Annotated in this window: 22 protein-coding genes; 5 read left to right on the top strand and 17 right to left on the bottom strand. The window is 69.9% G+C overall.

Annotated features, from left to right (window positions below; all coding sequences use genetic code 11):
- Positions 1-37: 37 nt before the first annotated feature.
- Positions 38-2,062: a DNA helicase RecQ gene (gene recQ / locus BZZ08_RS13620; protein WP_104632453.1), complete on the bottom strand. Its 2,025-nt coding sequence runs from the start codon at positions 2,060-2,062 to the stop codon at positions 38-40.
- 232 nt (positions 2,063-2,294) lie between these two features.
- Between recQ and BZZ08_RS13615 the strand changes: the two genes are divergently transcribed.
- The gene (locus BZZ08_RS13615) at positions 2,295-2,894 is read left to right on the top strand and encodes a Uma2 family endonuclease (RefSeq protein WP_104632452.1); all 600 of its coding nucleotides are present in this window, start codon (positions 2,295-2,297) and stop codon (positions 2,892-2,894) included.
- Positions 2,895-2,970: 76 nt separating this feature from the next.
- Here the strand turns inward: BZZ08_RS13615 and nuoN are convergent, their stop codons facing one another.
- From nuoN to BZZ08_RS13545, 14 genes are read right to left on the bottom strand one after another with little or no spacing between them, the layout of a single operon-like run.
- Positions 2,971-4,629, bottom strand: coding sequence for an NADH-quinone oxidoreductase subunit NuoN (gene nuoN / locus BZZ08_RS13610; RefSeq protein WP_104632451.1), 1,659 nt, complete (start codon positions 4,627-4,629; stop codon positions 2,971-2,973).
- Entirely contained in the window at positions 4,626-6,197 is a 1,572-nt protein-coding gene (locus BZZ08_RS13605; RefSeq protein ID WP_104632450.1) for an NADH-quinone oxidoreductase subunit M, read from the bottom strand. The genes nuoN and BZZ08_RS13605 overlap by 4 nt, the downstream gene beginning before the upstream one ends.
- Before the next feature lie 5 nt (positions 6,198-6,202).
- Entirely contained in the window at positions 6,203-8,167 is a 1,965-nt protein-coding gene (nuoL, locus tag BZZ08_RS13600; protein WP_104632449.1) for an NADH-quinone oxidoreductase subunit L, read from the bottom strand.
- A gap of 14 nt (positions 8,168-8,181) precedes the next feature.
- On the bottom strand, positions 8,182-8,481 hold the full coding sequence (nuoK, locus tag BZZ08_RS13595) for an NADH-quinone oxidoreductase subunit NuoK (RefSeq protein WP_104632448.1): 300 nt from the start codon (positions 8,479-8,481) through the stop codon (positions 8,182-8,184).
- Positions 8,478-9,350 carry an NADH-quinone oxidoreductase subunit J gene (locus BZZ08_RS13590; RefSeq protein ID WP_104632447.1) on the bottom strand — a complete coding sequence of 291 codons (873 nt, stop codon included), beginning with the start codon at positions 9,348-9,350 and terminating at the stop codon, positions 8,478-8,480. The genes nuoK and BZZ08_RS13590 overlap by 4 nt, the downstream gene beginning before the upstream one ends.
- The gene (gene nuoI, locus BZZ08_RS13585; protein WP_241965469.1) at positions 9,347-10,024 is read right to left on the bottom strand and encodes an NADH-quinone oxidoreductase subunit NuoI; all 678 of its coding nucleotides are present in this window, start codon (positions 10,022-10,024) and stop codon (positions 9,347-9,349) included. Before nuoI ends, BZZ08_RS13590 begins: the two co-directional genes overlap by 4 nt.
- Complete coding sequence (gene nuoH, locus BZZ08_RS13580; RefSeq protein WP_104632446.1) at positions 10,017-11,396, bottom strand: NADH-quinone oxidoreductase subunit NuoH; 1,380 nt, start codon at positions 11,394-11,396, stop codon at positions 10,017-10,019. The genes nuoI and nuoH overlap by 8 nt, the downstream gene beginning before the upstream one ends.
- Positions 11,393-13,924: an NADH-quinone oxidoreductase subunit G gene (locus BZZ08_RS13575; protein WP_104632445.1), complete on the bottom strand. Its 2,532-nt coding sequence runs from the start codon at positions 13,922-13,924 to the stop codon at positions 11,393-11,395. Before BZZ08_RS13575 ends, nuoH begins: the two co-directional genes overlap by 4 nt.
- The gene (gene nuoF / locus BZZ08_RS13570; protein ID WP_171987339.1) at positions 13,921-15,270 is read right to left on the bottom strand and encodes an NADH-quinone oxidoreductase subunit NuoF; all 1,350 of its coding nucleotides are present in this window, start codon (positions 15,268-15,270) and stop codon (positions 13,921-13,923) included. The genes BZZ08_RS13575 and nuoF overlap by 4 nt, the downstream gene beginning before the upstream one ends.
- Entirely contained in the window at positions 15,267-16,139 is an 873-nt protein-coding gene (gene nuoE / locus BZZ08_RS13565; protein WP_104632444.1) for an NADH-quinone oxidoreductase subunit NuoE, read from the bottom strand. Before nuoE ends, nuoF begins: the two co-directional genes overlap by 4 nt.
- Positions 16,136-17,458: an NADH-quinone oxidoreductase subunit D gene (locus BZZ08_RS13560; RefSeq protein WP_104632443.1), complete on the bottom strand. Its 1,323-nt coding sequence runs from the start codon at positions 17,456-17,458 to the stop codon at positions 16,136-16,138. The genes nuoE and BZZ08_RS13560 overlap by 4 nt, the downstream gene beginning before the upstream one ends.
- Complete coding sequence (locus tag BZZ08_RS13555; protein ID WP_104632442.1) at positions 17,455-18,210, bottom strand: NADH-quinone oxidoreductase subunit C; 756 nt, start codon at positions 18,208-18,210, stop codon at positions 17,455-17,457. The genes BZZ08_RS13560 and BZZ08_RS13555 overlap by 4 nt, the downstream gene beginning before the upstream one ends.
- The gene (locus BZZ08_RS13550; protein ID WP_006133126.1) at positions 18,207-18,761 is read right to left on the bottom strand and encodes a NuoB/complex I 20 kDa subunit family protein; all 555 of its coding nucleotides are present in this window, start codon (positions 18,759-18,761) and stop codon (positions 18,207-18,209) included. The genes BZZ08_RS13555 and BZZ08_RS13550 overlap by 4 nt, the downstream gene beginning before the upstream one ends.
- Positions 18,762-18,773: 12 nt before the next feature.
- Positions 18,774-19,133, bottom strand: coding sequence for an NADH-quinone oxidoreductase subunit A (locus BZZ08_RS13545; protein WP_003974383.1), 360 nt, complete (start codon positions 19,131-19,133; stop codon positions 18,774-18,776).
- A gap of 823 nt (positions 19,134-19,956) precedes the next feature.
- Here BZZ08_RS13545 and BZZ08_RS13540 point away from each other — a divergent pair.
- Positions 19,957-20,790 carry a C40 family peptidase gene (locus BZZ08_RS13540; protein ID WP_104632441.1) on the top strand — a complete coding sequence of 278 codons (834 nt, stop codon included), beginning with the start codon at positions 19,957-19,959 and terminating at the stop codon, positions 20,788-20,790.
- Between the two features lie 131 nt (positions 20,791-20,921).
- Positions 20,922-21,548: a peptide deformylase gene (gene def, locus BZZ08_RS13535; RefSeq protein WP_104632440.1), complete on the top strand. Its 627-nt coding sequence runs from the start codon at positions 20,922-20,924 to the stop codon at positions 21,546-21,548.
- A gap of 70 nt (positions 21,549-21,618) precedes the next feature.
- Here def and BZZ08_RS13530 read toward each other — a convergent pair whose 3' ends face one another.
- On the bottom strand, positions 21,619-22,911 hold the full coding sequence (locus BZZ08_RS13530) for a geranylgeranyl reductase family protein (protein WP_104632439.1): 1,293 nt from the start codon (positions 22,909-22,911) through the stop codon (positions 21,619-21,621).
- Positions 22,912-23,008: 97 nt separating this feature from the next.
- Here BZZ08_RS13530 and BZZ08_RS13525 point away from each other — a divergent pair, with 97 nt between their 5' ends.
- Together BZZ08_RS13525 and BZZ08_RS13520 are read left to right on the top strand one after the other, a co-directional pair.
- Positions 23,009-23,530, top strand: coding sequence for a GNAT family N-acetyltransferase (locus BZZ08_RS13525; protein WP_104632438.1), 522 nt, complete (start codon positions 23,009-23,011; stop codon positions 23,528-23,530).
- A 111-nt stretch (positions 23,531-23,641) separates the two neighbouring features.
- The gene (locus BZZ08_RS13520; RefSeq protein ID WP_104632487.1) at positions 23,642-23,998 is read left to right on the top strand and encodes a PASTA domain-containing protein; all 357 of its coding nucleotides are present in this window, start codon (positions 23,642-23,644) and stop codon (positions 23,996-23,998) included.
- On the opposite strand, the gene BZZ08_RS13515 is transcribed toward BZZ08_RS13520, so the two are convergent.
- Positions 23,985-24,680: a demethylmenaquinone methyltransferase gene (locus tag BZZ08_RS13515; protein ID WP_104632437.1), complete on the bottom strand. Its 696-nt coding sequence runs from the start codon at positions 24,678-24,680 to the stop codon at positions 23,985-23,987. The two genes, BZZ08_RS13520 and BZZ08_RS13515, sit on opposite strands and share 14 nt — an antisense overlap.
- Positions 24,681-24,684 lie beyond the last annotated feature (4 nt).

The following is a 24,684-nucleotide window of genomic DNA, read 5'->3' as shown; positions in this document are numbered from 1 at the left end:
CCACGGACGGACCCAGGGGCTCCCCCCCGGCGAGTGCCTATATCCAGTCGTCGGGCTCGGGCTCCGGCTCGTGCTCGGGCCAGTCGTCCGCGCCGGAGTGCGAACCGGAACCGGTGCCCGGGCCGGCCGCCGGGGCCGGGCCTGCCGACGGGGCCGGGGCGCTGCCCGGTCCCTCCAGTCCCGCGAGCACCTCGATCACACCCTCCCCGTACGTCGTCAGCTTCTTCTCACCGACGCCGCTGATGCCCCCGAGCTGCGCCACCGAGGTGGGCCAGACGGCGGCGATCTCCCGGAGGGTGGCGTCGTGGAAGATGACGTACGCCGGGACGCCCTGCTCGCGAGCCTGTTCCGCACGCCAGGCGCGCAGCGCCTCGAAGGCGGGGACCAGCTCCGCGGGCAGCTCGGCCGCGGCGGCCTTCGCCTTGCGCTCGCCGCGTCCACCGCCGGTCGACTTGGCCGCGGCGGGCTTCGCGCGCTCCTTGCGCAGGGGCACCTCCCGCTCCCGCCGCAGGACCTCGCCGCTGGTCTCGGTCAGCACCAGCGTGCCGTACTCCCCCTCGACCGCGAGCAGGCCCTGGGCCAGCAGCTGCCGGGCGACGCCCCGCCACTCGCCCTCGGTCAGCTCCTCGCCGATGCCGAACACGGAGAGCTGGTCGTGGTCGAACTGGATCACCTTGGCGGTGCGCTTGCCCAGCAGGATGTCGATGATCTGCCCGGCGCCGAACTTCTGCCCGCGCTCCCGCTTCAGCCGGACCACCGTCGACAGCACCTTCTGCGCCGCCACCGTGCCGTCCCAGGTCTCGGGCGGGGTCAGGCAGGTGTCGCAGTTGCCGCAGCCGGCCCGGTCCGGGTCCTGGCCGAAGTAGGCGAGGAGCTGGCCGCGGCGGCACCGGGCGGTCTCGCACAGGGCGAGCATGGCGTCCAGGTGGGACTGGGCCCGGCGCCGGAACGCCTCGTCGCCCTCGCCGGACTGGATCAGCTTCCGCTGCTGTATGACGTCGTTGAGACCGTACGCCATCCAGGCCGTGGAGGGCAGGCCGTCCCGCCCCGCGCGGCCGGTCTCCTGGTAGTAGCCCTCGACCGACTTGGGCAGGTCCAGGTGGGCGACGAACCGCACGTCCGGCTTGTCGATGCCCATGCCGAAGGCGATGGTCGCCACGACCACCAGGCCCTCCTCGCGCAGGAACCTCGACTGGTGCGCCGCGCGGGTGCCCGCGTCCAGGCCCGCGTGGTAGGGCACCGCCTCGATGCCGTTGCGCGAGAGGAACTCGGCGGTCTTGTCGACGGAGTTGCGCGAGAGGCAGTACACGATGCCCGCGTCCCCGGGGTGCTCCTCGCGCAGGAAGCCCAGGAGCTGCTTCTTGGGATCGGACTTCGGCACGATCCGGTACTGGATGTTGGGACGGTCGAAGCTGGCCACGAAGTGCCGCGCCGCCGGCATGTTCAGCCGCTCGGTGATCTCGCGGTGGGTGGCGTCGGTGGCCGTCGCCGTGAGCGCGAGCCGGGGCACGTCCGGCCAGCGCTCGCCGAGCAGCGACAGGGCGAGGTAGTCGGGCCGGAAGTCGTGGCCCCACTGGGAGACGCAGTGTGCCTCGTCGATGGCGAAGAGGGAGATCTTGCCGCGGGAGAGCAGGTCGAGGGTGCTGTCCAGGCGCAGCCGCTCGGGCGCCAGGTACAGCAGGTCCAGCTCGCCGGCGAGGAACTCGGCCTCCACCACGCGCCGCTCGTCGAAGTCCTGCGTGGAGTTCATGAACCCGGCCCGCACGCCGAGCGCCCGCAGCGCGTCGACCTGGTCCTGCATGAGCGCGATCAGCGGCGAGACCACTATGCCCGTGCCGGGCCTGACCAGGGACGGGATCTGATAGCAGAGCGACTTTCCGCCCCCGGTCGGCATGAGCACGACGGCATCGCCACCGGCGACCACGTGCTCGACGATCGCCTCCTGCTCGCCGCGGAAGGCGTCGTACCCGAAGACCCGGTGCAGGGTGGCCAGCGCCTCGCTGTCCTCGTCCCTCACCTGCGCCGTCCCTGTCATCTCGCCGATCACACCCGTCCCGCCCATCGTCTCGTCCCCCGTACGTACTGCCTCGCCCGTCCGGTCTGTCTGGTCCGTCCTGCCCCGACCACTGCCTCCACGATAGGGGTCGGCGCCGACAGCCCCGGAGTTATCCACAGGCTGCCCGACGCGGCCCGCGTCAAGAACACGACGATCGTTCACACGTTCGCGGGAGGCCCGCCCGTTTCCGGCGGATAGTCTGATTGCACCCGCGAGACTCCGTCCCATGGGAGCACTGATGAGCGTCGCACCGAAGGCGTCCACGCCCGATTGGCCGGTCCCGCCGGAGGGCGGCTGGACGGCGGACGACCTGGACCGGCTTCCGAACCTGCCTCCGCACACGGAGCTGATCGACGGGAGCCTCGTCTTCGTGAGTCCGCAGACTCTTTTCCACTCACGCGCTGTGAGCTTCTTCGAATGGCAGCTTCAGTCCCTCGCCCCGGCGGAGTTCGAGGTCATCCGCGAATTCACGATCGACATCGACCGGCAGAACCGGCCCGAACCGGACGTGATCGTCGTGCGAGGCGACGTGGTGGACGACCCGGAGCAGACCCGCTACCCCGCCGAGGCCGTCACCCTGGCCATCGAAGTCGTCTCCGCGGAGTCCGTCTCCCGCGACCGCGAGACCAAGCCCCTGAAGTACGCCCGGGCCGGTATCACCCACTACTGGAGGGTGGAGAACGAGAAGGGCCTCGCCGTCGTCCACGCCTTCGAGCTGGAGCCCACCACTCGTGCCTACACCAGCGTCGGTATCTTCCGCGAACGCATGAAGGTGAGCGCGCCCTTTCCGATGGATCTGGACCTGACCGGCATCAAAGCGCGCCGCGGCGGCGAGTAGCGCAAACGCACACGACTGTGGTCCGGCACCCCTGCGAAGAGAGCCGGACCACAGTCGCAAAGCCGCAAGCGCGGCGTCAGCGCACGAACACCCCCGCCTGACCCGCCAGGTCCAGGAAGTACTGCGGCGCCACACCGAGCACCACGGTGACGGCCACGCCGACACCGATCGCCGTCATCGTCAGCGGGGACGGCACCGCGACCGTCGGGCCCTCCGGGCGCGGCTCGCTGAAGAACATCAGCACGATCACCCGGATGTAGAAGAACGCGGCGATCGCCGACGAGATCACACCGACCACGACCAGCGGGGCCGCGCCGCCCTCCGCCGCCGCCTTGAACACGGCGAACTTCCCCGAGAATCCGGAGGTCAGCGGGATACCGGCGAAGGCCAGCAGGAACACCGCGAAGACGGCCGCCACCAGCGGCGACCTGCGGCCGAGCCCGGCCCACTTCGACAGGTGCGTCGCCTCGCCGCCCGCGTCGCGCACCAGCGTGACGACCGCGAAGGCGCCGATCGTGACGAAGGAGTACGCGGCCAGGTAGAAGAGGACGGACGAGATGCCCTCCGGCGTGGTCGCGATGACACCGGCGAGGATGAAGCCCGCGTGCGCGATCGACGAGTACGCCAGCAGCCGCTTGATGTCGGTCTGCGTGATCGCGACGATGGCACCGGCCAGCATCGTGATGATCGCCACGCCCCACATCACCGGCCGCCAGTCCCAGCGCAGGCCGGGCAGGACGACGTAGAGGATGCGGAGCAGGGCGCCGAAGGCGGCCACCTTGGTCGCCGCCGCCATGAAGCCGGTCACGGGCGTCGGCGCGCCCTGGTACACGTCCGGCGTCCACATGTGGAACGGCACCGCGCCCACCTTGAACAGCAGGCCCATGACGATCAGCGCGGAGCCGACGAGGAGCAGCGCGTCGTTGCCCATGGTGTCGGCGAGCGCCGGGGTCACGTTCTGGACGGTGCCGTCGACGACCTGGGCGATCGTGCCGTACGACATGGAGCCCGCGTAGCCGTAGAGCAGGGCGATGCCGAACAGGGTGAACGCGGAGGCGAAGGCGCCGAGCAGGAAGTACTTGACCGCCGCCTCCTGCGACATGAGCCGCTTGCGGCGGGCCAGCGCGCACAGCAGGTACAGCGGGAGGGAGAAGACCTCCAGGGCCACGAAGAGCGTCAGCAGGTCGTTGGCCGCCGGGAAGACCAGCATGCCGACGACGGCGAAGAGCAGGAGCGGGAAGACCTCCGTGGTGGTGAAGCCCGCCTTGACCGCCTTCTGCTCGCTCTCGCTGCCCGGTACGGCCGCCGCCTGCGCGGCGAAGGAGTCGACGCGGTTGCCGTGCACCTCCGGGTCGAGACGCCGCTCGGCGAAGGTGAACAGGCCGACCAGACTGGTCAACAGGATGGTGCCCTGGAGGAACAGGGCCGGTCCGTCGACGGCGACGGCGCCCATCGCCGTGATGCCGGCCTTGGTCGTGCCGTACCCGCGCGCGGCGAGCGCGACGACCGCGGCGAACGCCGCGATCAGGGCGACGGCGGACACGAACATCTGGGCGTAGTAACGGGACCTGCGCGGCACGAAGGCCTCGACCAGGATGCCGATGATCGCCGCGCCGATGACGATGAGGACGGGCGACAACTGCCCGTACTCGATCTTCGGCGCGTCGATCTTGGCGATCGGATCGGCCGCCGTCGCCGCCGTTGTCCACAGGCTGTGGACGGCTGTTGCGCTCACTTGGCCGCCTCCACCTCAGGCTGGGGGTCCGTCTTGTGTACGTCGGACATGGTCTGTTCCACCGCCGGGTTGACGATGTCCGTCACGGGCTTCGGGAAGACGCCCAGGAAGATCAGCAGCGCCACCAGCGGTGCCACCACCACCAGCTCGCGCACCCGCAGGTCGGGCATCCCGTTCACCTCGGCCTTCACCGGGCCCGTCATCGTCCGCTGGTAGAGGACGAGGGTGTAGAGCGCGGCGAGGACGATGCCGAGGGTGGCGATGATGCCGATCACCGGATAGCGGGTGAACGTGCCGACCAGGACCAGGAACTCACTGACGAAGGGGGCCAGTCCCGGCAGCGACAGGGTCGCCAGGCCGCCGATCAGGAAGGTGCCGGCCAGGATCGGGGCGACCTTCTGCACACCGCCGAAGTCGGCGATGAGCCGCGAGCCGCGCCGCGAGATCAGGAATCCGGCGATCAGCATCAGCACCGCGGTCGAGATGCCGTGGTTGACCATGTACAGCGTGGCGCCGGACTGGCCCTGGCTGGTCATCGCGAAGATGCCCATGATGATGAAGCCGAAGTGCGAGATCGACGCGTAGGCGATCAGCCGCTTGATGTCGCGCTGGCCGACCGCGAGCAGCGCGCCGTAGATGATGCTGATGACCGCCAGGACCAGGATGACCGGCGTCGCCCACTTGCTGGCCTCCGGGAAGAGCTGGAGGCAGAAGCGGAGCATCGCGAAGGTGCCGACCTTGTCGACGACCGCCGTGATGAGCACGGCGACCGGCGCGGTCGACTCCCCCATGGCGTTGGGCAGCCAGGTGTGCAGCGGGAACAGCGGTGCCTTCACCGCGAAGGCGAAGAAGAAGCCGAGGAACAGCCAGCGCTCGGTGTTGGTCGCCATGTCCAGCGAGCCGTTGGCCCGCGCCTCGGCGATCTCCGTGAGCGAGAAGTTCCCGGCGACCACGTAGAGGCCGATCACCGCGGCCAGCATGATCAGACCGCCGGCCAGGTTGTAGAGCAGGAACTTCACGGCCGCGTACGAGCGCTGGGTCGCCGCGGTCTTCTCGCCGTGCTCGTGTGCCCGGTCGCCGAAGCCGCCGATCAGGAAGTACAGCGGGATCAGCATGGCTTCGAAGAAGATGTAGAAGAGGAAGACGTCGGTGGCCTCGAAGGAGATGATCACCATCGCCTCGACGGCCAGGATCAGGGCGAAGAAGCCCTGCGTCGGCCGCCACCGGCTGCTGCCGGTCTCCAGCGGGTCGGCGTCGTGCCAGCCCGCGAGGATGATGAACGGGATCAGCAGGGCGGTCAGCGCGATCAGCGCCACCGCGATGCCGTCCACGCCCAGTTCGTAGCGGACGCCGAAGTCCGCGATCCAGGAGTGGGACTCGGTGAGCTGGTAGCGGTCGCCGTCGGGGTCGAAGCGGACCAGCACCGTGATCGCCAGCGCGAGCGTGGCCAGCGAGACCAGCAGCGCCAGCCACTTGGCCGCGGTGCGTCGCGCGGCCGGCACGGCTGCCGTGGCGATCGCCCCGACGGCCGGGAGGGCCGCCGTGACTGTCAGCAGGGGAAAGGACATCGGTATCAGACCGCCCTCATCAGCAGGGTCGCGGCGACGAGGAGCGCCGCACCGCCGAACATCGAGACCGCGTACGAGCGCGCGAAGCCGTTCTGCAGCTTGCGCATCCGCCCGGACAGGCCGCCGACCGAGGCCGCCGTGCCGTTGACGACTCCGTCGACCAGGGTGTGGTCGACGTAGACCAGGGAGCGCGTGAGGTGCTCGCCGCCGCGGACCAGGACGACGTGGTTGAAGTCGTCCTGGAGCAGGTCGCGACGGGCGGCCCGGGTGAGCAGCGAACCGCGCGGGGCGACGGCCGGGACCGGACGGCGCCCGTACTGCGCCCAGGCGAGGGCGACGCCGATGACCATGCAGGCCACCGTCGCCCCGGTGACCGTACCGGCGCTGATCGGCGCGTCGCCGTGGCTGTGGCCGGTGATGGGCTCCAGCCAGTGCAGGAAGCGGTCGCCGATGCTGAAGAAGGCACCGCCCGCGACCGATCCGACGGCCAGCACGATCATCGGGATCGTCATGAGCCCCGGCGACTCGTGCGGGTGCGGCGGCTCGTACTCGCCGCGCGTCTCGGCGGCGGGCTCCACGTCGGGCTTGGCCGGCGACGGCGTCGGTGCGTTGCGCCAGCGCTCCTCGCCGAAGAACGTCATCAGCATCACGCGCGTCATGTAGTACGCGGTGATGGCCGCGCCCAGCAGGGCGCAGGCGCCGAGGATCCAGCCCTCGGTGCCGCCCTTGGCGAACGCCGCCTCGATGATCTTGTCCTTGGAGAAGAAGCCGGACAGGCCCGGGAAGCCGATGATGGCGAGGTAGCCGAGGCCGAAGGTGACGAAGGTGACCGGCATGTACTTGCGCAGTCCGCCGTAGCGGCGCATGTCGACCTCGTCGTTCATGCCGTGCATGACGGAACCGGCGCCGAGGAACAGCCCGGCCTTGAAGAAGCCGTGCGTCACCAGGTGCATGATCGCGAAGACGTAGCCGATGGGGCCGAGGCCCGCGGCGAGCACCATGTAGCCGATCTGCGACATGGTCGAACCGGCCAGCGCCTTCTTGATGTCGTCCTTGGCGCAACCGACGATCGCACCGAACAGCAGCGTGACCGCGCCGACGATGGTGACCACCAGTTGCGCGTCCGGCGCGCCGTTGAAGATGGCGCCGGAGCGGACGATCAGGTACACGCCCGCCGTCACCATGGTCGCGGCGTGGATGAGGGCCGAGACCGGGGTCGGGCCCTCCATCGCGTCACCGAGCCAGGACTGCAGCGGCACCTGGGCGGACTTGCCGCAGGCGGCGAGCAGCAGCATCAGGGCGATCGCGGTGAGCTTGCCCTCGTCCGCCCCGGCCGCGAGCCCGGCCTCCCCGTGGCCGCCGAGCACCGGCCCGAAGGCGAAGGTGCCGAACCACAGGAACATCAGCATGATGCCGATGGACAGGCCCATGTCACCGACGCGGTTGACCAGGAAGGCCTTCTTCGCGGCGGTGGCGGCGCTGGGCTTGTGCTGCCAGAAGCCGATGAGCAGGTAGGAGGCGAGACCGACGCCCTCCCAGCCGACGTACAGCAGCAGGTAGTTGTCGGCGAGGACGAGGATCAGCATCGCCGCGAGGAACAGGTTCAGGTAGCCGAAGAAGCGGCGGCGGCGCTCGTCGTGCTCCATGTACGCGACCGAGTACAGGTGGATGAGCGAGCCGACGCCGGTGATCAGCAGGACGAACGTCATCGACAGCTGGTCGAGCCGGAAGGCGACGTCGGCCTGGAAGCCCTCCACCGGGATCCAGCTGAACAGGTGCTGCGTCAGGGTGCGGTCCTCGGCGCCGCTGCCGAGCAGGTCGGCGAAGAGGACGACGCCGATCACGAAGGACACGGCGGCCAGCAGCGTGCCGATCCAGTGGCCGACGCGGTCCAGCCGGCGTCCGCCGCACAGCAGGACGACCGCTCCTAGCAGGGGCGCCGCCACCAGCAGCGCAATCAGGTTCTCCACGTTTCAGCAGCCCCTCACAGCTTCATCAGGCTGGCGTCGTCGACCGAGGCCGAGTGGCGGGAACGGAACAGGGACACGATGATCGCGAGCCCGACCACGACCTCCGCGGCGGCGACGACCATCGTGAAGAAGGCGATGATCTGGCCGTCGAGATTGCCGTGCAGGCGGGAGAAGGCGACGAACGCGAGGTTGCAGGCGTTGAGCATCAGCTCGATGCACATGAAGACCACGATCGCGTTGCGCCGGATCAGCACGCCGGTGGCGCCGATCGTGAACAACAGGGCCGCGAGGTAGAGGTAGTTGACGGGACTCACTTAGACGCCTCCTCGGACCGCTGGGAGTCGGACCGCCCGGTCTCGTCCCGCCCGGAACCCGCCGGGCCGACGGCCTTGCGCTCCAGCCGCTCCTCGGCCCGCTGCTCCAGCGCCTTCAGGTCGCCCAGAGCCTCCATCGACACGTCGCGGATCTGACCCCGCTCGCGCAGCGTCTTGCTGACGGTCAGCTCGGAGGGGGTGCCGTCGGGCAGCAGGCCCGCGATGTCGACCGCGTTGTGCCGGGCGTACACGCCGGGGGCCGGCAGCGGCGGCAGGTACTTGCCGTCGCGGACGCGCTGCTCGGACAGCTCGCGCTGGGTCCTGGCGCGCTCGGTGCGCTCGCGGTGGGTGAGCACCATGGCGCCGACGGCCGCCGTGATGAGCAGGGCGCCGGTGATCTCGAAGGCGAAGACGTACTTGGTGAAGATGAGGGACGCGATGCCCTCCACGTTGCCGTTCGCGTTGGCCTGGGCGAGGCCGGTGAACTCGGTGACGGAGGCGTTGCCGATGCCGGCGATCAGCAGGATGCCGAAACCGAGCCCGGACAGCAGGGCCAGCCAGCGCTGGCCCTTGATGGTCTCCTTCAGCGAGTCCGCCGCGGTGACGCCGACCAGCATCACCACGAACAGGAACAGCATCATGATCGCGCCGGTGTAGACGACGATCTGCACGATGCCGAGGAAGTAGGCGCCGTTGGCGAGGTAGAAGACCGCCAGGACGATCATGGTCCCGGCGAGGCACAGCGCGCTGTGCACGGCCTTCTTCATGAAGACGGTGCACAGGGCGCCGATCACCGCGACGGTGCCGAGGATCCAGAACTGGACGGCCTCTCCGGTAGAAGTGGAGTAGGCGGCGAGCTGCGCGCTCATCGGCGGATCACCTCCTCCGACGCCGGTTCCGTCCCGCCGAAGGTCGAGTCGCCCTCCTGGACGACCTCCCCCTTGGAGTGGGCGACCTGCTGGACCGTGCCGGGCGCTGCCTCGGTCACCAGGCCCCGGTAGTAGTCCTGCTCGTCGGTACCCGGGTAGATGGCGTGCGGCGAGTCGACCATGCCCTCTTCCAGACCGGCGAGCAGCTGCTCCTTGGTGAAGATGAGGTTGGCGCGGCTGGAGTCGGCCAGCTCGAACTCGTTGGTCATCGTCAGCGCGCGCGTGGGGCACGCCTCGATGCACAGGCCGCACAGGATGCAGCGGGCGTAGTTGATCTGGTAGACGCGGCCGTACCGCTCGCCCGGCGAGTAGCGCTCCTCGTCGGTGTTGTCCGCGCCCTCCACGTAGATGGCGTCGGCGGGGCAGGCCCAGGCGCACAGCTCGCAGCCGACGCACTTCTCCAGGCCGTCCGGATGGCGGTTGAGCTGGTGCCGTCCGTGGAAGCGCGGAGCGGTGGTCTTCTGCTGCTCCGGGTACTGCTCGGTCAGCCGCTTCTTGAACATGGCCTTGAAGGTCACGCCGAAGCCGGCCACCGGGTTCAGGAAACCGGGGTCGGTCCCCCTGTGCTCCACGTGTTCCGTGTCTTCCCTGTGCTCCTTGTGTTCCTCAGCCATCGGACGCCTCCTTTCCATCCGTAGATCCGCCCACAGGTCCGTTACTGTGAGTATCGGGCCCGCCACTGACAATCAGCTCCCGCTCCCGGCGGGAGCGGCGCCTGGGCACCGGCGGCACCTGCTGTCCGGGCATCGGCGGGACGGGGAATCCGCCGGCCATCGGGTCGAAGGCGGCCTCCTCCTCGACGGGCTGTCCGGCGTCCTTGCCGCCCTTGTCGCGGTACATGTCCACGAGGAAGGACAGCAGCAGCAGGACCAGGACGCCGCCGCCGATGTAGAGGGCGATGTCGGTGAAGCCGTAGTTCTCGTTCCTGAGGGCCCGCACGGTCGCGACCAGCATCAGCCAGACCAGGGAGACCGGGATGAGGACCTTCCAGCCGAGCTTCATCAACTGGTCGTAGCGGACCCGGGGCAGGGTGCCGCGCAGCCAGATGAAGAAGAACAGCAGCAGTTGGACCTTGACCACGAACCAGAGCAGCGGCCACCAGCCGTGGTTGGCGCCCTCCCAGAAGGTGCTGATCGGCCAGGGGGCCCGCCAGCCGCCGAGGAACAGCGTGGTGGCGACCGCCGAGACCGTCACCATGTTCACGTATTCGGCGAGCATGAACATCGCGAACTTGATCGACGAGTACTCGGTGTTGAAGCCGCCCACCAGGTCGCCCTCGGACTCGGGCATGTCGAACGGGGCGCGGTTGGTCTCGCCGACCATCGTGACGATGTAGAGGATGAAGGAGACCGGCAGCAGCACGATGTACCAGCGGTCGTCCTGCTGGGCGACGATCTCCGAGGTCGACATCGAACCGGAGTAGAGGAACACCGAGGCGAACGCGGCGCCCATCGCGATCTCGTAGGAGATCATCTGGGCGCAGGAGCGCAGTCCGCCGAGCAGCGGGTACGTCGACCCGGAGCTCCAGCCGGCGAGCACGATGCCGTAGATGCCGACCGAGGCGACCGCCAGGATGAACAGCATCGCGATCGGCAGGTCGGTGAGCTGCATGGCGGTGCGGTGGCCGAAGATCGAGACCTCGTTGCCGGCCGGTCCGAAGGGGATCACCGCGATCGCCATGAAGGCCGGGATGGCCGCGACGACCGGCGCGAGGATGTAGACCGCCTTGTCGGCGCGCTTGACGACGAGATCTTCCTTGAGCATCAGCTTGATGCCGTCGGCGAGCGACTGGAGCATGCCCCAGGGGCCGTGCCGGTTCGGGCCGATGCGCAGCTGCATCCAGGCGACGACCTTGCGCTCCCACACGATGGAGAACAGCACGGTCACCATCAGGAAGGCGAAGCAGAACACCGCCTTGACGACGACCAGCCACCAGGGGTCGGTGCCGAACATCGAGAGGTCTTCAGCGGCGAGGTACGGGCTCATGCCTCCACCTCCTTGGGGGCGTCGCCCGCGGGCGTCGCCGGACCGATGCGGACGAGGGTTCCGGGCAGTACCCCGGCGTCGGAGGCGACGCCGGTGCCGGCCGAGTTCAGCGGGAGCCAGACCACCCGGTCGGGCATCTCGGTGACCTGGAGCGGGAAGGCGACGGCTCCGGCCGGCCCGGTCACGGCGAGGAGGTCGCCGTCCTTGACGCCCGCCTCGGCGGCCGTGGCGGCCGACACGCGCGCGCGTGCGGCGTGCCGGGTGCCGGCGAGTGCCTCGTCGCCCTGCTGGAGCAGTCCCTGGTCGAGCAGCAGCCGGTGCCCGGCCAGCACGGCCTCTCCGGCGGCCGGCCGCGGCAGCGCGCTCGCGGTCTGCAGCGGCTCGCCGCCCCGCGGTCCGTCCCAGGCGCCGAGCCGGTCGATCTCCGTGCGCGTGGTGCGCAGATCGGGCAGGCCCAGGTGTACGTCCATGGCGTCGGCCAGCATCTGCAGGACGCGGGCGTCGGTGGGAGCGAGCCGGCGCGTCATCTGGTCGGGCTTGAGCGCGGCCTCGAAGAAGCGCACCCTGCCCTCCCAGTTGAGGAAGGTGCCGGGCTTCTCGGCGACCGCGGCGACGGGCAGGACCACGTCGGCGCGTTCGGTGACCTCGCTGGGCCGCAGCTCCAGCGACACCACGAACCCGGCCTCGTCGAGTGCCGCACGCGCACGTGCCGGGTCGGGCAGGTCGGCGACCTCCACGCCCGCCACCAGCAGCGCCTGGAGTTCGCCCCGGGCCGCGGCCTCGACGATCTCGCCGGTGTCGCGGCCGTAGCGGTGCGGGAGGTCGGCCAGGCCCCACAGGGTGGCGACCTCCTCACGCGCGCGCGGGTCGGTCGCCGGACGGCCGCCGGGCAGCAGCGACGGCAGCGCGCCCGCCTCGATCGCGCCGCGCTCTCCGGCCCGGCGCGGGATCCACACCAGCCGGGCGCCGGTCGCCGCCGAGGTTCGTACGGCGGAGGTGAGGCCTCCGGCCACGGACGCCAGCCGTTCGCCGACGACGATCACGGCGCCCTCGGCGCGCAGGGCCTCGGCCGCCTGGGCGCCGCCCTCCTCCAGGCCGACGCCGCTCGCGAGGGCGTCCAGCCACTCGGTCTCGGTGCCGGGAGCGGCGGGGAGCAGGGTGCCGCCCGCCTTCTCCAGGCCCCGCGTGGCGTGCGTGGCCAGCGAGAAGACCTTCTGCCCGTGCTTGCGCCAGGCCTTGCGCAGCCGCAGGAAGACGCCGGGCGCCTCCTCCTCTGCCTCGAACCCGACCAGGAGCACCGCGGGCGCCTGCTCCAGCGACGTGTACGTGACGCCGGTGCCTCCCCCGGAATCCGTCCGGGAGGTGCCCCCAAGGTCGCGGCCCCGTCCGGCGACGTGGGCGGCCAGGAAGTCGGCCTCCTCGGCGCTGTGCACGCGCGCGCGGAAGTCGATGTCGTTGGTGTCGAGCGCCACGCGCGCGAACTTGCTGTACGCGTAGGCGTCCTCGACGGTGAGCCGCCCGCCGGTCAGGACGCCGGTGCGGCCCCTGGAGGCGAGCAGTCCCTGCGCGGCGATCTGGAGCGCCTCCGGCCAGGAGGCCGGCTCCAGCTCCCCCTCCGCGTTGCGCACCAGGGGCGTGGTGAGCCGGTCCCGCTGCTGTGCGTACCGGAACCCGAAGCGTCCCTTGTCGCAGATCCACTCCTCGTTGACCTCGGGCTCGTTGGCCGCCAGGCGCCGCATGACCTTGCCGCGCCGGTGGTCGGTGCGGGTGGCGCAGCCGCCGGAGCAGTGCTCGCACACGGAGGGCGAGGAGATCAGGTCGAAGGGCCGGGAGCGGAACCGGTACGCCGCCGAGGTGAGCGCGCCGACCGGGCAGATCTGGATGGTGTTGCCGGAGAAGTACGACTCGAACGGGTCGCCCTCGCCGGTGCCGACCTGCTGGAGCGCACCCCGCTCGATCAGCTCGATCATCGGGTCGCCCGCGACCTGGTTGGAGAACCGGGTGCAGCGGGCGCACAGCACGCAGCGCTCGCGGTCGAGCAGGACCTGGGTGGAGATCGGCACGGGCTTCTCGTAGGTCCGCTTCTTGCCCTCGAAGCGGGAGTCGGCCTGGCCGTGCGACATCGCCTGGTTCTGCAGGGGGCACTCGCCGCCCTTGTCGCAGACCGGGCAGTCCAGCGGGTGGTTGATGAGCAGCAACTCCATCACCCCGTGCTGGGCCTTCTCGGCGACGGGCGAGGTGAGCTGCGTCTTCACCACCATGCCGTCGGTGCAGGTGATGGTGCAGGACGCCATGGGCTTGCGCTGGCCCTCGACCTCGACGATGCACTGGCGGCAGGCGCCGGCCGGGTCGAGGAGGGGGTGGTCGCAGAACCGGGGGATCTCGATGCCGAGCTGCTCGGCGGCCCGGATGACCAGGGTGCCCTTGGGCACGCTGATCTCGGCGCCGTCGATCGTCAGCGATACGAGGTCCTCCGGCGGGACCGCCGCCTCTCCCCCTCCCGAGGGAGCATTGGTGGTCACTGTCATGCCTTCACCTCCGTGCGGTCGGCCCAGGCCGTCGACTTGGCCGGGTCGAAGGGGCAGCCGCGGCCCGTGATGTGCTCCTCGTACTCCTCGCGGAAGTACTTGAGCGAGGAGAAGATCGGCGAGGCGGCACCGTCGCCGAGGGCGCAGAAGGACTTGCCGTTGATGTTGTCGGCGATGTCGTTCAGCTTGTCGAGGTCGGACATCTGTCCCTTGCCGGCCTCGATGTCGCGCAGCAATTGGACGAGCCAGTACGTGCCTTCGCGGCAGGGTGTGCACTTGCCGCAGGACTCGTGGGCGTAGAACTCGGTCCAGCGGGTGACGGCGCGCACGACGCAGGTCGTCTCGTCGAAGCACTGGAGCGCCTTGGTGCCGAGCATGGAACCGGCGGCGCCCACTCCTTCGTAGTCGAGGGGGACGTCGAGGTGCTCGTCGGTGAACATCGGCGTCGAGGAGCCGCCGGGCGTCCAGAACTTGAGGCGGTGGCCGGGGCGCATGCCACCGCTCATGTCGAGGAGCTGGCGCAGCGTGATGCCGAGCGGGGCCTCGTACTGGCCCGGGCCCGCGACGTGGCCGCTGAGCGAGTAGAGAGTGAAGCCCGGGGACTTCTCGCTGCCCATCGACCTGAACCAGTCCTTGCCCTTGTTCAGGATCGCGGGAACTGAAGCAATCGATTCGACGTTATTCACCACAGTCGGGCACGCATAGAGGCCCGCGACGGCAGGAAAGGGGGGACGGAGCCGCGGTTGACCCCGGCGGCCTTCGAGCGAGTCGAGCAGTGCGGTCTCCTCACCGCAGATGTACGCGCCCGCGCCCGCGTGCACGGTGAGAGTGAGGTCGAGTCCGCTGCCCAGGATGTTCTCGCCGAGGAAGCCGGCCGCGTAGGCCTCGCGCACGGCCTCGTGCAACCGCCGCAGCACTGGGACGACTTCACCACGCAGATAGATGAAGGCATGCGAAGACCTGATGGCGTAACACGCGATGACGATGCCCTCGATGAGGCTGTGCGGGTTCGCGAAGAGGAGCGGGATGTCCTTGCAGGTCCCCGGCTCCGACTCGTCGGCGTTGACAACTAGATAGTGAGGCTTGCCGTCCCCCTGAGGAATGAACTGCCACTTCATCCCCGTCGGGAACCCGGCACCGCCGCGTCCACGCAGACCGGACTCCTTGACGTACGCGATCAGGTCGTCCGGCGCCATCGCCAGCGCCTTGCGGAGTCCCTCGTACCCCTCGTGCCTCCGGTAGACGTCGAGAGTCCACGACTCGTCCTCGTCCCAGAAGGCCGACAGCACGGGTGCGAGCAGCTTCTCCGGGCTGCTGCCCCTGATCTCGGCTGCCACGGTCATCACTCCCCCTCCTCGGCGGTAGGCCCTGCCGGGTTGGAAGGGTCGGATGCCGATGTGTCCTGCGGCGCGTCGTGCGAGCTCAGGTGTTCCGTCGGGGACGGGTCGTGCACGTCCCGGTCCTGCGACGCGTCGTGCGGCCCGCCGTCCCGCGGGTGCACCACACGTGCGGCGGACGTCTCGCCCTTGGCGAGCTTGAGCCCGGCCAGGGATGCGGGACCCGCGCTGCCGCCGGCCGCGACGGCGCCGTCCCGCTCGTCGGGGAAGCCCGCCAGGATCCGGGCGGTCTCCTTGAAGGTGCACAGCGGGGCACCGCGCGTGGGCGTCACCGGCCGTCCCGCGCGCAGGTCGTCGACGAGGGACTTGACGCTCGCCGGGGTCTGGTTGTCGAAGAACTCCCAGTTGACCATCACGACCGGTGCGAAGTCGCAGGCCGCGTTGCACTCGATGTGCTCCAGGGTGACCTTGCCGTCCTCGGTGGTCTCGCCGTTGCCGACGCCGAGGTGCTCCTGGAGGGACTCGAAGATCGCGTCGCCGCCCATCACCGCGCACAGCGTGTTGGTGCACACGCCGACCTGGTAGTCGCCGCTCGGCCCGCGCCGGTACATGGTGTAGAAGGTCGCGACCGCGGTGACCTCGGCGGTGGTGAGGTCCAGCATGTCCGCGCAGAACTGCATCCCGGTGCGCGTGACGTGTCCCTCCTCCGACTGCACGAGGTGCAGCAGCGGCAGGAGGGCGGACCGGGAGTCCGGGTAGCGGGCGATGACCTCGCGCGCGTCGGACTCCAGCCGGGCCCGGACGTCGTCCGGGTAGGCGGGCGCGGGCAGTTCCGGCATGCCCAGGCTGACGCCCCGCTCCGAAGAAGAGGTGGTCACCGGTCGACGCCTCCCATCACGGGGTCGATGGACGCCACGGCGACGATGACGTCGGCGACCTGGCCGCCCTCGCACATCGCCGCCATGGCCTGCAGGTTGGTGAAGGACGGGTCGCGGAAGTGGACCCGGAAGGGGCGGGTGCCGCCGTCGGAGACGACATGCACCCCCAGCTCGCCCTTGGGGGACTCGACCGCGGTGTACGCCTGTCCCGGCGGCACCCGGAAGCCCTCGGTGACCAGCTTGAAGTGGTGGATCAGGGCCTCCATGGAGGTGCCCATGATCTTCTTGATGTGGTCGAGGGAGTTGCCGAGACCGTCCGGCCCCAGGGCGAGCTGGGCGGGCCAGGCGATCTTCTTGTCGGCGACCATGACCGGGCCGGGCTGGAGCCGGTCCAGGCACTGCTCGACGATCCTGAGCGACTGGCGCATCTCCTCCAGCCGGATCAGGAAGCGGCCGTAGGAGTCGCAGGTGTCGGCGGTCGGGACGTCGAAGTCGTACGTCTCGTAGCCGCAGTACGGCTGGGTCTTGCGCAGGTCGTGCGGGAGGCCGGTGGACCTGAGGACGGGGCCGGTGGCACCGAGGGCCATGCAGCCGGCCAGGTCGAGGTAGCCGACGTCCTGCATGCGGGCCTTGAAGATGGGGTTCCCGGTGGCGAGCTTGTCGTACTCCGGGAGGTTCTTGTTCATCTTCTTCACGAACTCGCGGATCTGGTCCACCGCGCCCGGCGGCAGGTCCTGCGCGAGTCCGCCCGGGCGGATGTACGCGTGGTTCATCCGCAGGCCGGTGATCAGCTCGTAGATGTCGAGAATCAGTTCACGATCACGGAAGCCGTAGATCATGATCGTGGTGGCGCCCAGTTCCATGCCGCCGGTGGCGATGGCCACCAGGTGCGAGGAGAGCCGGTTCAGCTCCATCAACATGACCCGGATGATCGTGGCCCGGTCCGGGATCTGGTCCTCGATGCCGAGGAGCTTCTCGACGCCCAGGCAGTACGCCGCCTCGTTGAAGAACGGCGTCAGGTAGTCCATGCGCGTCACGAACGTGGTGCCCTGCGTCCAGTTCCGGTATTCGAGGTTCTTCTCGATGCCGGTGTGCAGGTAGCCGATGCCGCAGCGGGCCTCGGTGACCGTCTCGCCGTCGATCTCCAGGATGAGGCGGAGCACACCGTGCGTGGACGGGTGCTGAGGGCCCATGTTGACGACGATGCGCTCGTCGTCGGCGCGGGCCGCGGACTGGACGACCTCGTCCCAGTCGCCGCCGGTGACCGTGTAGACGGTGCCCTCGGTGGTCTCGCGAGGGGATGCGTGGGAAGTGCTCACGAGTACGACCTCCGCTGGTCCGGAGCCGGGATCTGGGCGCCCTTGTACTCGACGGGGATGCCGCCGAGGGGGTAGTCCTTGCGCTGCGGAAAGCCCTGCCAGTCGTCCGGCATCATGATCCGCGTCAGGGCCGGGTGGCCGTCGAAGACGATGCCGAAGAAGTCGTACGTCTCGCGCTCGTGCCAGTCGTTCGTCGGGTAGACGGGGACCAGCGACGGGATGTGCGGGTCGCTGTCGGGCGCGCTGACTTCGAGGCGGATCAGCCGGTTGTGGGTGATCGAGCGCAGGTGGTAGACGGCGTGCAGCTCGCGGCCCTTGTCGTGCGGGTAGTGGACGCCGCTGACGCCGGTGCACAGCTCGAAGCGCAGGGCGGGGTCGTCGCGCAGGGTGCGGGCGACGCGGACCAGGTGCTCGCGCTCGATGTGGAAGGTCACCTCGCCCCGGTCGACGACCGTCTTCTCGATGGCGTTGTCGGGCAGGAGACCCTGCTCCTCCAGCGCGCCCTCGAGTTCGTCGGCGACCTCGTCGAACCAGCCGCCGTAGGGGCGGCTCGCCGGTCCCGGGAGCCGGACGGAGCGGACCAGTCCGCCGTAGCCGGAGGTGTCGCCGCCGTTGTTGGCGCCGAACATGCCGCGCTGGACGCGGATCTCCTCGCCGCCCTGGCCCCGCTGGCCGGGGAGGTTCTCCGCGGACAGGTCCTTCTCGGGGTTCACACCGTTCGCGTCACCCGCGGTGTTGTTCGCGTCGCTCACCGCAGCAGCCCCTTCATCTCGATCGTGGGCAGGGCCTTGAGCGCCGCTTCCTCCGCCTCGCGGGCCGCCTCCTCGGCGTTCACACCGAGCTTGGAGCTCTGGATCTTCTGGTGGAGCTTGAGGATGGCGTCCATCAGCATCTCGGGCCGCGGCGGGCAGCCGGGGAGGTAGATGTCGACCGGGACGACGTGGTCGACGCCCTGGACGATGGCGTAGTTGTTGAACATGCCGCCCGAGGAGGCGCAGACCCCCATGGAGATGACCCACTTCGGGTTCGGCATCTGGTCGTAGACCTGCCGCAGCACCGGCGCCATCTTCTGGCTGACCCGGCCCGCGACGATCATCAGGTCCGCCTGCCGCGGCGAGCCGCGGAAGACCTCCATGCCGAAGCGCGCCAGGTCGTAGCGGCCGGCGCCGGTGGTCATCATCTCGATGGCACAGCAGGCGAGGCCGAACGTGGCCGGGAAGACGGATGACTTGCGCACCCAGCCCGCGGCCTGCTCGACGGTGGTCAGCAGGAAACCGCTCGGCAGTTTTTCTTCGAGTCCCATGTCAGAGGCCCCTCAGTCCCATTCCAGGCCGCCGCGCCGCCATACGTACGCGTACGCGACGAAGACGGTGAGCACGAAGAGCAGCATCTCCACGAGCCCGAAAATCCCCAGGGCGTCGAAGGTGACGGCCCAGGGGTAGAGGAAGACGATCTCGATATCGAAGATGATGAAGAGCATCGCCGTCAGGTAGTACTTGATGGGGAAGCGCCCGCCGCCGGCCGGCGTGGGGGTCGGCTCGATGCCGCACTCGTAGGCCTCGAGCTTCGCCCGGTTGTACCGCTTCGGACCGATCAGCGTGGCCATCACCACGGAGAAGATCGCAAAGCCTGCCCCGAGGGCTCCCAGTACGAGGATGGGCGCATACGCGTTCACCGCTCCTCGCTCCTCTCAGTCGGCACTGACTGCTGGCGGTTGCACTGGACTCACAGCCGCCCCAACAGCCCCACGAGCCACGCCCGTCCCGGCGAAGATCGCGAACATGTGAAGCAGGTCACAAGCCCAACTGCCTCGCATCCTATGCCCGACGCTCTGTGATCTGCGACACGGGGTATTCCACAAGCTTTGTGATCTCCACCACCTGACGAACGATCATGAAGTCGGATGAGCGGTGATCTTCACACAGGAAGCGTTCACTTGATCACCAGAGGTGACAATTTCGCTCGTCGTCGCTGGCCAGAGGGCCCGAGCAAGGTGCGTCTCCATATCAAGAGACTTCCTTTGCATGCAAATTGGCGCTGGACGCACCCCCTTGATAGAGGAGGCGTTCACACATGAGGGGGAGGGCCGGGGGTCGGTGTGGACACGTGCACGCATTCACGAGCGCGGGCGAGTGCCGTCGAACGACCACCACACCGGCCACCGCGCCGACCACGGCACCGGGGAGCCACGGCCGGCCTGACCACCTCGCACGCGACGGACGCGTGCGCCGGGGTAACCGTTCCGTGACCTGTGCCACATTCATGAGAGGCGCCTGAGAACCGGGCTTGGCCAAGTGTCCCAACAAGTGGTAAGCGCGGGGCAATTCGGGCGTAACGATCAAAGACCGTGATCACAGGCCGGTTACGGCCCGTCCGCAATGTCCGTTACGGCGTCAATAAAGAGCGACACGCCCGGGATTCGGCGGCCTGATTGAACAACTGTGGCGCAGCACACGTTTCTTGAAGGTATGGAGGAGCTACTGATACCGCTTGTCCCTATGTCCCACACCGCTCACATACGCAGCCACCGGAAGCCCCGCCGCAGCGCGTCGACGATCGCGATGCGGGCCGGAGTTGCCGGTGGCGTCCTCAGCACCCTGGCAGTGGCCGGTGCGTCGGGGTCGGCCAACGCGGCCGAACCGGTGACGCAGACCCTCGAACTGCCCACCCTGACGGCCGACCTGGCCGCTCAGGTCGCCCAGTCCGCGGACGTCACGCAGCAGGCGGCCGCGAGCTACCAGCTGCAGGCCGAGCGTGACGCGGCGGCCGCCAAGGCCGCCAAGGAGGCCAAGGCCGACCTCGCCGAGGCCAAGAAGAAGGCCGCGGAAGCCAAGAAGAAGGCCGAGGAGGCCGCGCGCAAGGAGGCCGCCGAGCGCGCCTCGCGCGCCGCCGAGCGCACCACCCTGAGCGCGTCCTCGGACACCGGCTCCTCCACCGGCACTGGCAGCAGCACCAGCACCAGCACGTCCACGGCGACCGGTTCGGCCGCCGCCGTCGTCTCCTTCGTGCAGGCCCAGGTCGGCAAGGCGTACGTCTCCGGCGCCACCGGCCCGTCCGCCTACGACTGCTCCGGTCTCGTGCAGGCCGCCTTCAAGCAGGTCGGCATCAGCCTGCCCCGCGTCTCCCAGGCGCAGTCGACGGCCGGCACCCAGGTCGGCCTGGACAACCTCCAGCCGGGCGACATCCTCTACTGGGGCGGCGCGGGCAGCGCGTACCACGTGGGCGTCTACGTCGGCGGCGGCATGTTCGTCGGCGCGCAGAACTCCTCCACCGGTGTCGTCGAGAAGCCGCTGTCGTACGACCCGCCGAGCGGCGCGGTGCGCGTCCTGTAACCCGCACCCACCCGTACATACGCGACAGGGCCGCAGCCGCTCGGGGGCTGCGGCCCTTCGCGGGCTCCTGGCATGCTCGGGCACGGGCCGGTGCTCCACCGGCCCGTCCACGAGCCGAAGGAGAGAACGTCATGCCGAGTGTGTTCGTCCAGGGGCGGCCCACCGCCTCCTATCCCCCGTTCGCGCCCGAGGCCCGGCGCGGATCGGTGCGACGTGTCACCGAGGTCGGCGAGGAGGTGCTGCACCGGCCGTGCCGTGACGTCACGGAGTTCGGGCCCGACCTCGCCGCGCTCATCGACGACATGTTCCGCACGATGTATGTCGCGGAGGGGGCCGGACTGGCGGCCAATCAGGTGGGGGTCGACCTGCGCCTGTTCGTCTACGACTGCCCGGACGACGACGGTGTCCGACATGTCGGGTACATCGTGAATCCGGTCCTCGATGCCCTCGACCCGGCCGCGCGCCGGCTGCTCGACGAGGGCGAGGGGTGCCTGTCGGTGCCGGGCGCCGTCATGGCCGTACCGCGGCCCGACCGGGCGGTCGTGCGCGGCCTGGACAAGGACGGCACGCCGCTCCTCGTCGAGGGCACGGGCTACTTCGCGCGCTGCCTGGCCCACGAGACCGACCACGTGAACGGGCAGGTCTACCTGGACCGGCTCTCCGGCCGGGAACGGAAGGCGGCACTGCGGCAGTCGGCGGACCGGCGCGAGGAGGTCTTCGCGCGCCGGGCCGCCAACGCCGCGGCCTTCGCCGCCTGATCAGGCACCTCGGATCAGGTGCCGACGATCAGGCACCTCCCACCAGGGACCGTTGACCAGGCGCCTCTGATCAGGCCTTCGGCGCGACCTTGCTCAGTCCGTTGATGATGCGGTCCATCGCGTCGCCGCCCGTCGGGTCCGTCAGGTTGGCGAGCATCTTCAGGGTGAACTTCATCAGGATCGGGTGGGTGAGGCCGCGCTGGGTCGCGATCTGCATGACCTTCGGGTTGCCGATGAGCTTCACGAAGGCGCGGCCCAGGTTGTAGTAGCCGCCGTAGGTGTCCTTCAGGACGCGCGGGTAGCGCTGCAGGGCGATCTCACGCTGGGCCGGCGTGGCCCGCGCGTGGGCCTGGACGACGACGTCGGCGGCGATCTGGCCGGACTCCATGGCGTAGGCGATGCCCTCGCCGTTGAAGGGGTTCACCAGGCCGCCGGCGTCGCCGACGAGGAGCAGGCCCTTGGTGTAGTGGGGCTGGCGGTTGAAGGCCATGGGCAGGGCGGCGCCGCGGATCGGGCCGGTCATGTTGTCCGGGGTGTAGCCCCAGTCCTCGGGCATGGACGCGCACCAGGCCTTGAGGATCTCGCGCCAGTCCAGCTCCTTGAAGGCGGCGGAGGTGTTCAGGACGCCCAGGCCGACGTTGGAGGTGCCGTCGCCCATGCCGAAGACCCAGCCGTAGCCCGGCAGCAGGCGGTCCTGCGCACCGCGCCGGTCCCACAGTTCCAGCCAGGACTCCAGGTAGTCGTCGTCGTGGCGGGGCGAGGTGAAGTACGTGCGGACCGCCACGCCCATGGGACGGTCCTCGCGGCGGTGCAGCCCCATCGCCAGGGACAGCCGCGTGGAGTTGCCGTCGGCGGCCACGACCAGCGGCGCGTGGAAGGTGACCTCGCGCTTGTCCTCGCCCAGCTTGGCGTGCACGCCGGTGATGCGGCCGGTGCGGTCGTCGACGATCGGGGCGCCGACGTTGCAGCGCTCGTACAGGCGCGCGCCGGCCTTCTGGGCCTGCCGGGCGAGCCGCTCGTCGAAGTCGTCGCGCTTGCGGACGAGTCCGTAGTCGGGGAAGGAGGCCAGGTCCGGCCAGTCCAGCTGGAGGCGGGAGCCGCCGCCGATGATGCGCAGGCCCTTGTTGCGCAGCCAGCCGGCTTCCTCCGAGATGTCGATGCCCATGGCGACGAGCTGCTTGACCGCGCGCGGGGTGAGGCCGTCGCCGCAGACCTTCTCCCTGGGGAACGCGGTCTTCTCGAGCAGCAGGACGTCGAGTCCCGACTTGGCCAGGTGGTAAGCGGTCGTGGAGCCGGCCGGCCCCGCGCCCACGACGATCACGTCGGCGGTGTTCTCGGAGAGCGGCTCAGTCTCGACGGTCACGGCGGGATCTCCCCAAGTTCGGAATCTGCGTGCCGACCGGCACTGGTCATGGGCAGTCTATTCAGCGACACCGATCACCCGGCTGAAGGGCTGCCCAGTGAAGCGACCTCTCCCCGTTGTACGGTTGCGCGTCCCCACCGACGAGGACGCCGTCACCTGGCACCGGATCTTCGACGACCCGGACGTCATGGAGTTCCACGGCGGGAGGCCCGCGGAGCTGTCCGTCTACGAGGAGCTGACCGCCCGCCAGCGCCGGCACGACGCCGAGCACGGCTTCTGCCTGTGGACCATGGTGGACGAGTCGGGCCGGGTCATCGGGTTTACGGGCGCCCAGCCGTGGCCGGGCGACTGGGGCCCCAAGGGCGAGATCGAGATCGGCTGGCGGCTCGGGCGGGCGCACTGGGGCCAGGGGTACGTCACGGCGGCCGCCCGGCAGGCGCTGGAGCGGGTGCGCGGCGCGGGTGTGGCGGAGGTGGTCGCGATGGTCAACGCGCGCAACGCCCGGTCCATCGCGGTCACGGAGCGGCTGGGCATGCGGCTCGCCGAGGTCTTCACGATCCCGTCCTCCGAGCAGCGGGGGCACTGCTACCGCCTTCCCCTGTCCCCGTCCTCCGTCTGACCCCCACCAGGGCGTGACGCAGGGTAATCGACTGTCACAGTAAGCCACTTGACGCTTCCGGGCGGTGCGCGGCGGGACTACTCTGCCGGGTACCGCTGGGGGGTGACGTCCGTGCGCCTGGTACCCGAGGATCCCGAGAACCGTGGCGTCCGTGTGCCGCGCCTGGTCGGTCTGATGGCCGTGGACGCGCACGGGGCCGCCCGCGCGCAGGGCCTGTTCCTGACCGCGCCGGACCGGCCCGATCTCCGGGCCGCCGTCGTCGACCACGTCGTACGCCAGTACCCGCCGCCCGGCGCACAGGTGCCCCGGGAGTCGACGGTGTACGTGTGGTTCGACTTCGGAGAGGGCGAGGGCGGCGGCGGCATCCGCGAGCCGCGCGTGCCGCGTCCGCCGCTGGGCGGGCTCCGCCGGGAGCTGGCGGAGCCGGGGGAACCGCCGTCCTGCTGCGCCGCGCTCAGCTCGCCTTGAACCCCCGGTGCAGCGTCACCACGCCGCCCGTCAGGTTGCGCCACGCCACCTTGGACCAGCCGGCCCTGCCCAGCCGCTCGGCGAGCGCCGGCTGGTCGGGCCAGGCCCGGATGGACTCGGCGAGGTAGACGTACGCGTCGGGGTTGGACGACACCGCGCGGGCGACGGGCGGCAGGGCGCGCATCAGGTACTCGGTGTAGACGGTGCGGAACGGCGCCCAGGTCGGGTGCGAGAACTCGCAGATGACGACCCGGCCGCCGGGCCGTGTCACCCGGTACATCTCGCGCAGCGCGGCGTCCGTGTCCTGCACGTTGCGCAGCCCGAAGGAGATGGTGACGGCGTCGAAGACGTCGTCCTTGAACGGCAGCCGCGTCGCGTCGCCCGCGGTGAACGGCAGCCAGGAGTGGCGTTCCTTGCCGACCTGGAGCATGCCCTGGGAGAAGTCGCAGGGGACGACGTAGGCGCCGGTGCGGGCGAAGGGCAGGGAGGAGGTCGCCGTGCCGGCCGCGAGGTCCAGGACCTTCTGCGCGGGGCGGGCGTCGACGGCGCCGGCGACCGCCTTGCGCCACGCCCGGTCCTGGCCGAGCGAGAGCACGGCGTTCGTCAGGTCGTACCGTTCCGCGACGTGGTCGAACATCGAGGCGACTTCGTGCGGCTGCTTGTTCAGGGAAGCGCGGGTCACGGGC

Source organism: Streptomyces sp. MH60 (assembly GCF_002939385.1).
In the GTDB taxonomy this organism is placed as follows: Bacteria; Actinomycetota; Actinomycetes; order Streptomycetales; family Streptomycetaceae; genus Streptomyces.
This window is presented reverse-complemented; position numbering and strand designations above follow the sequence as displayed.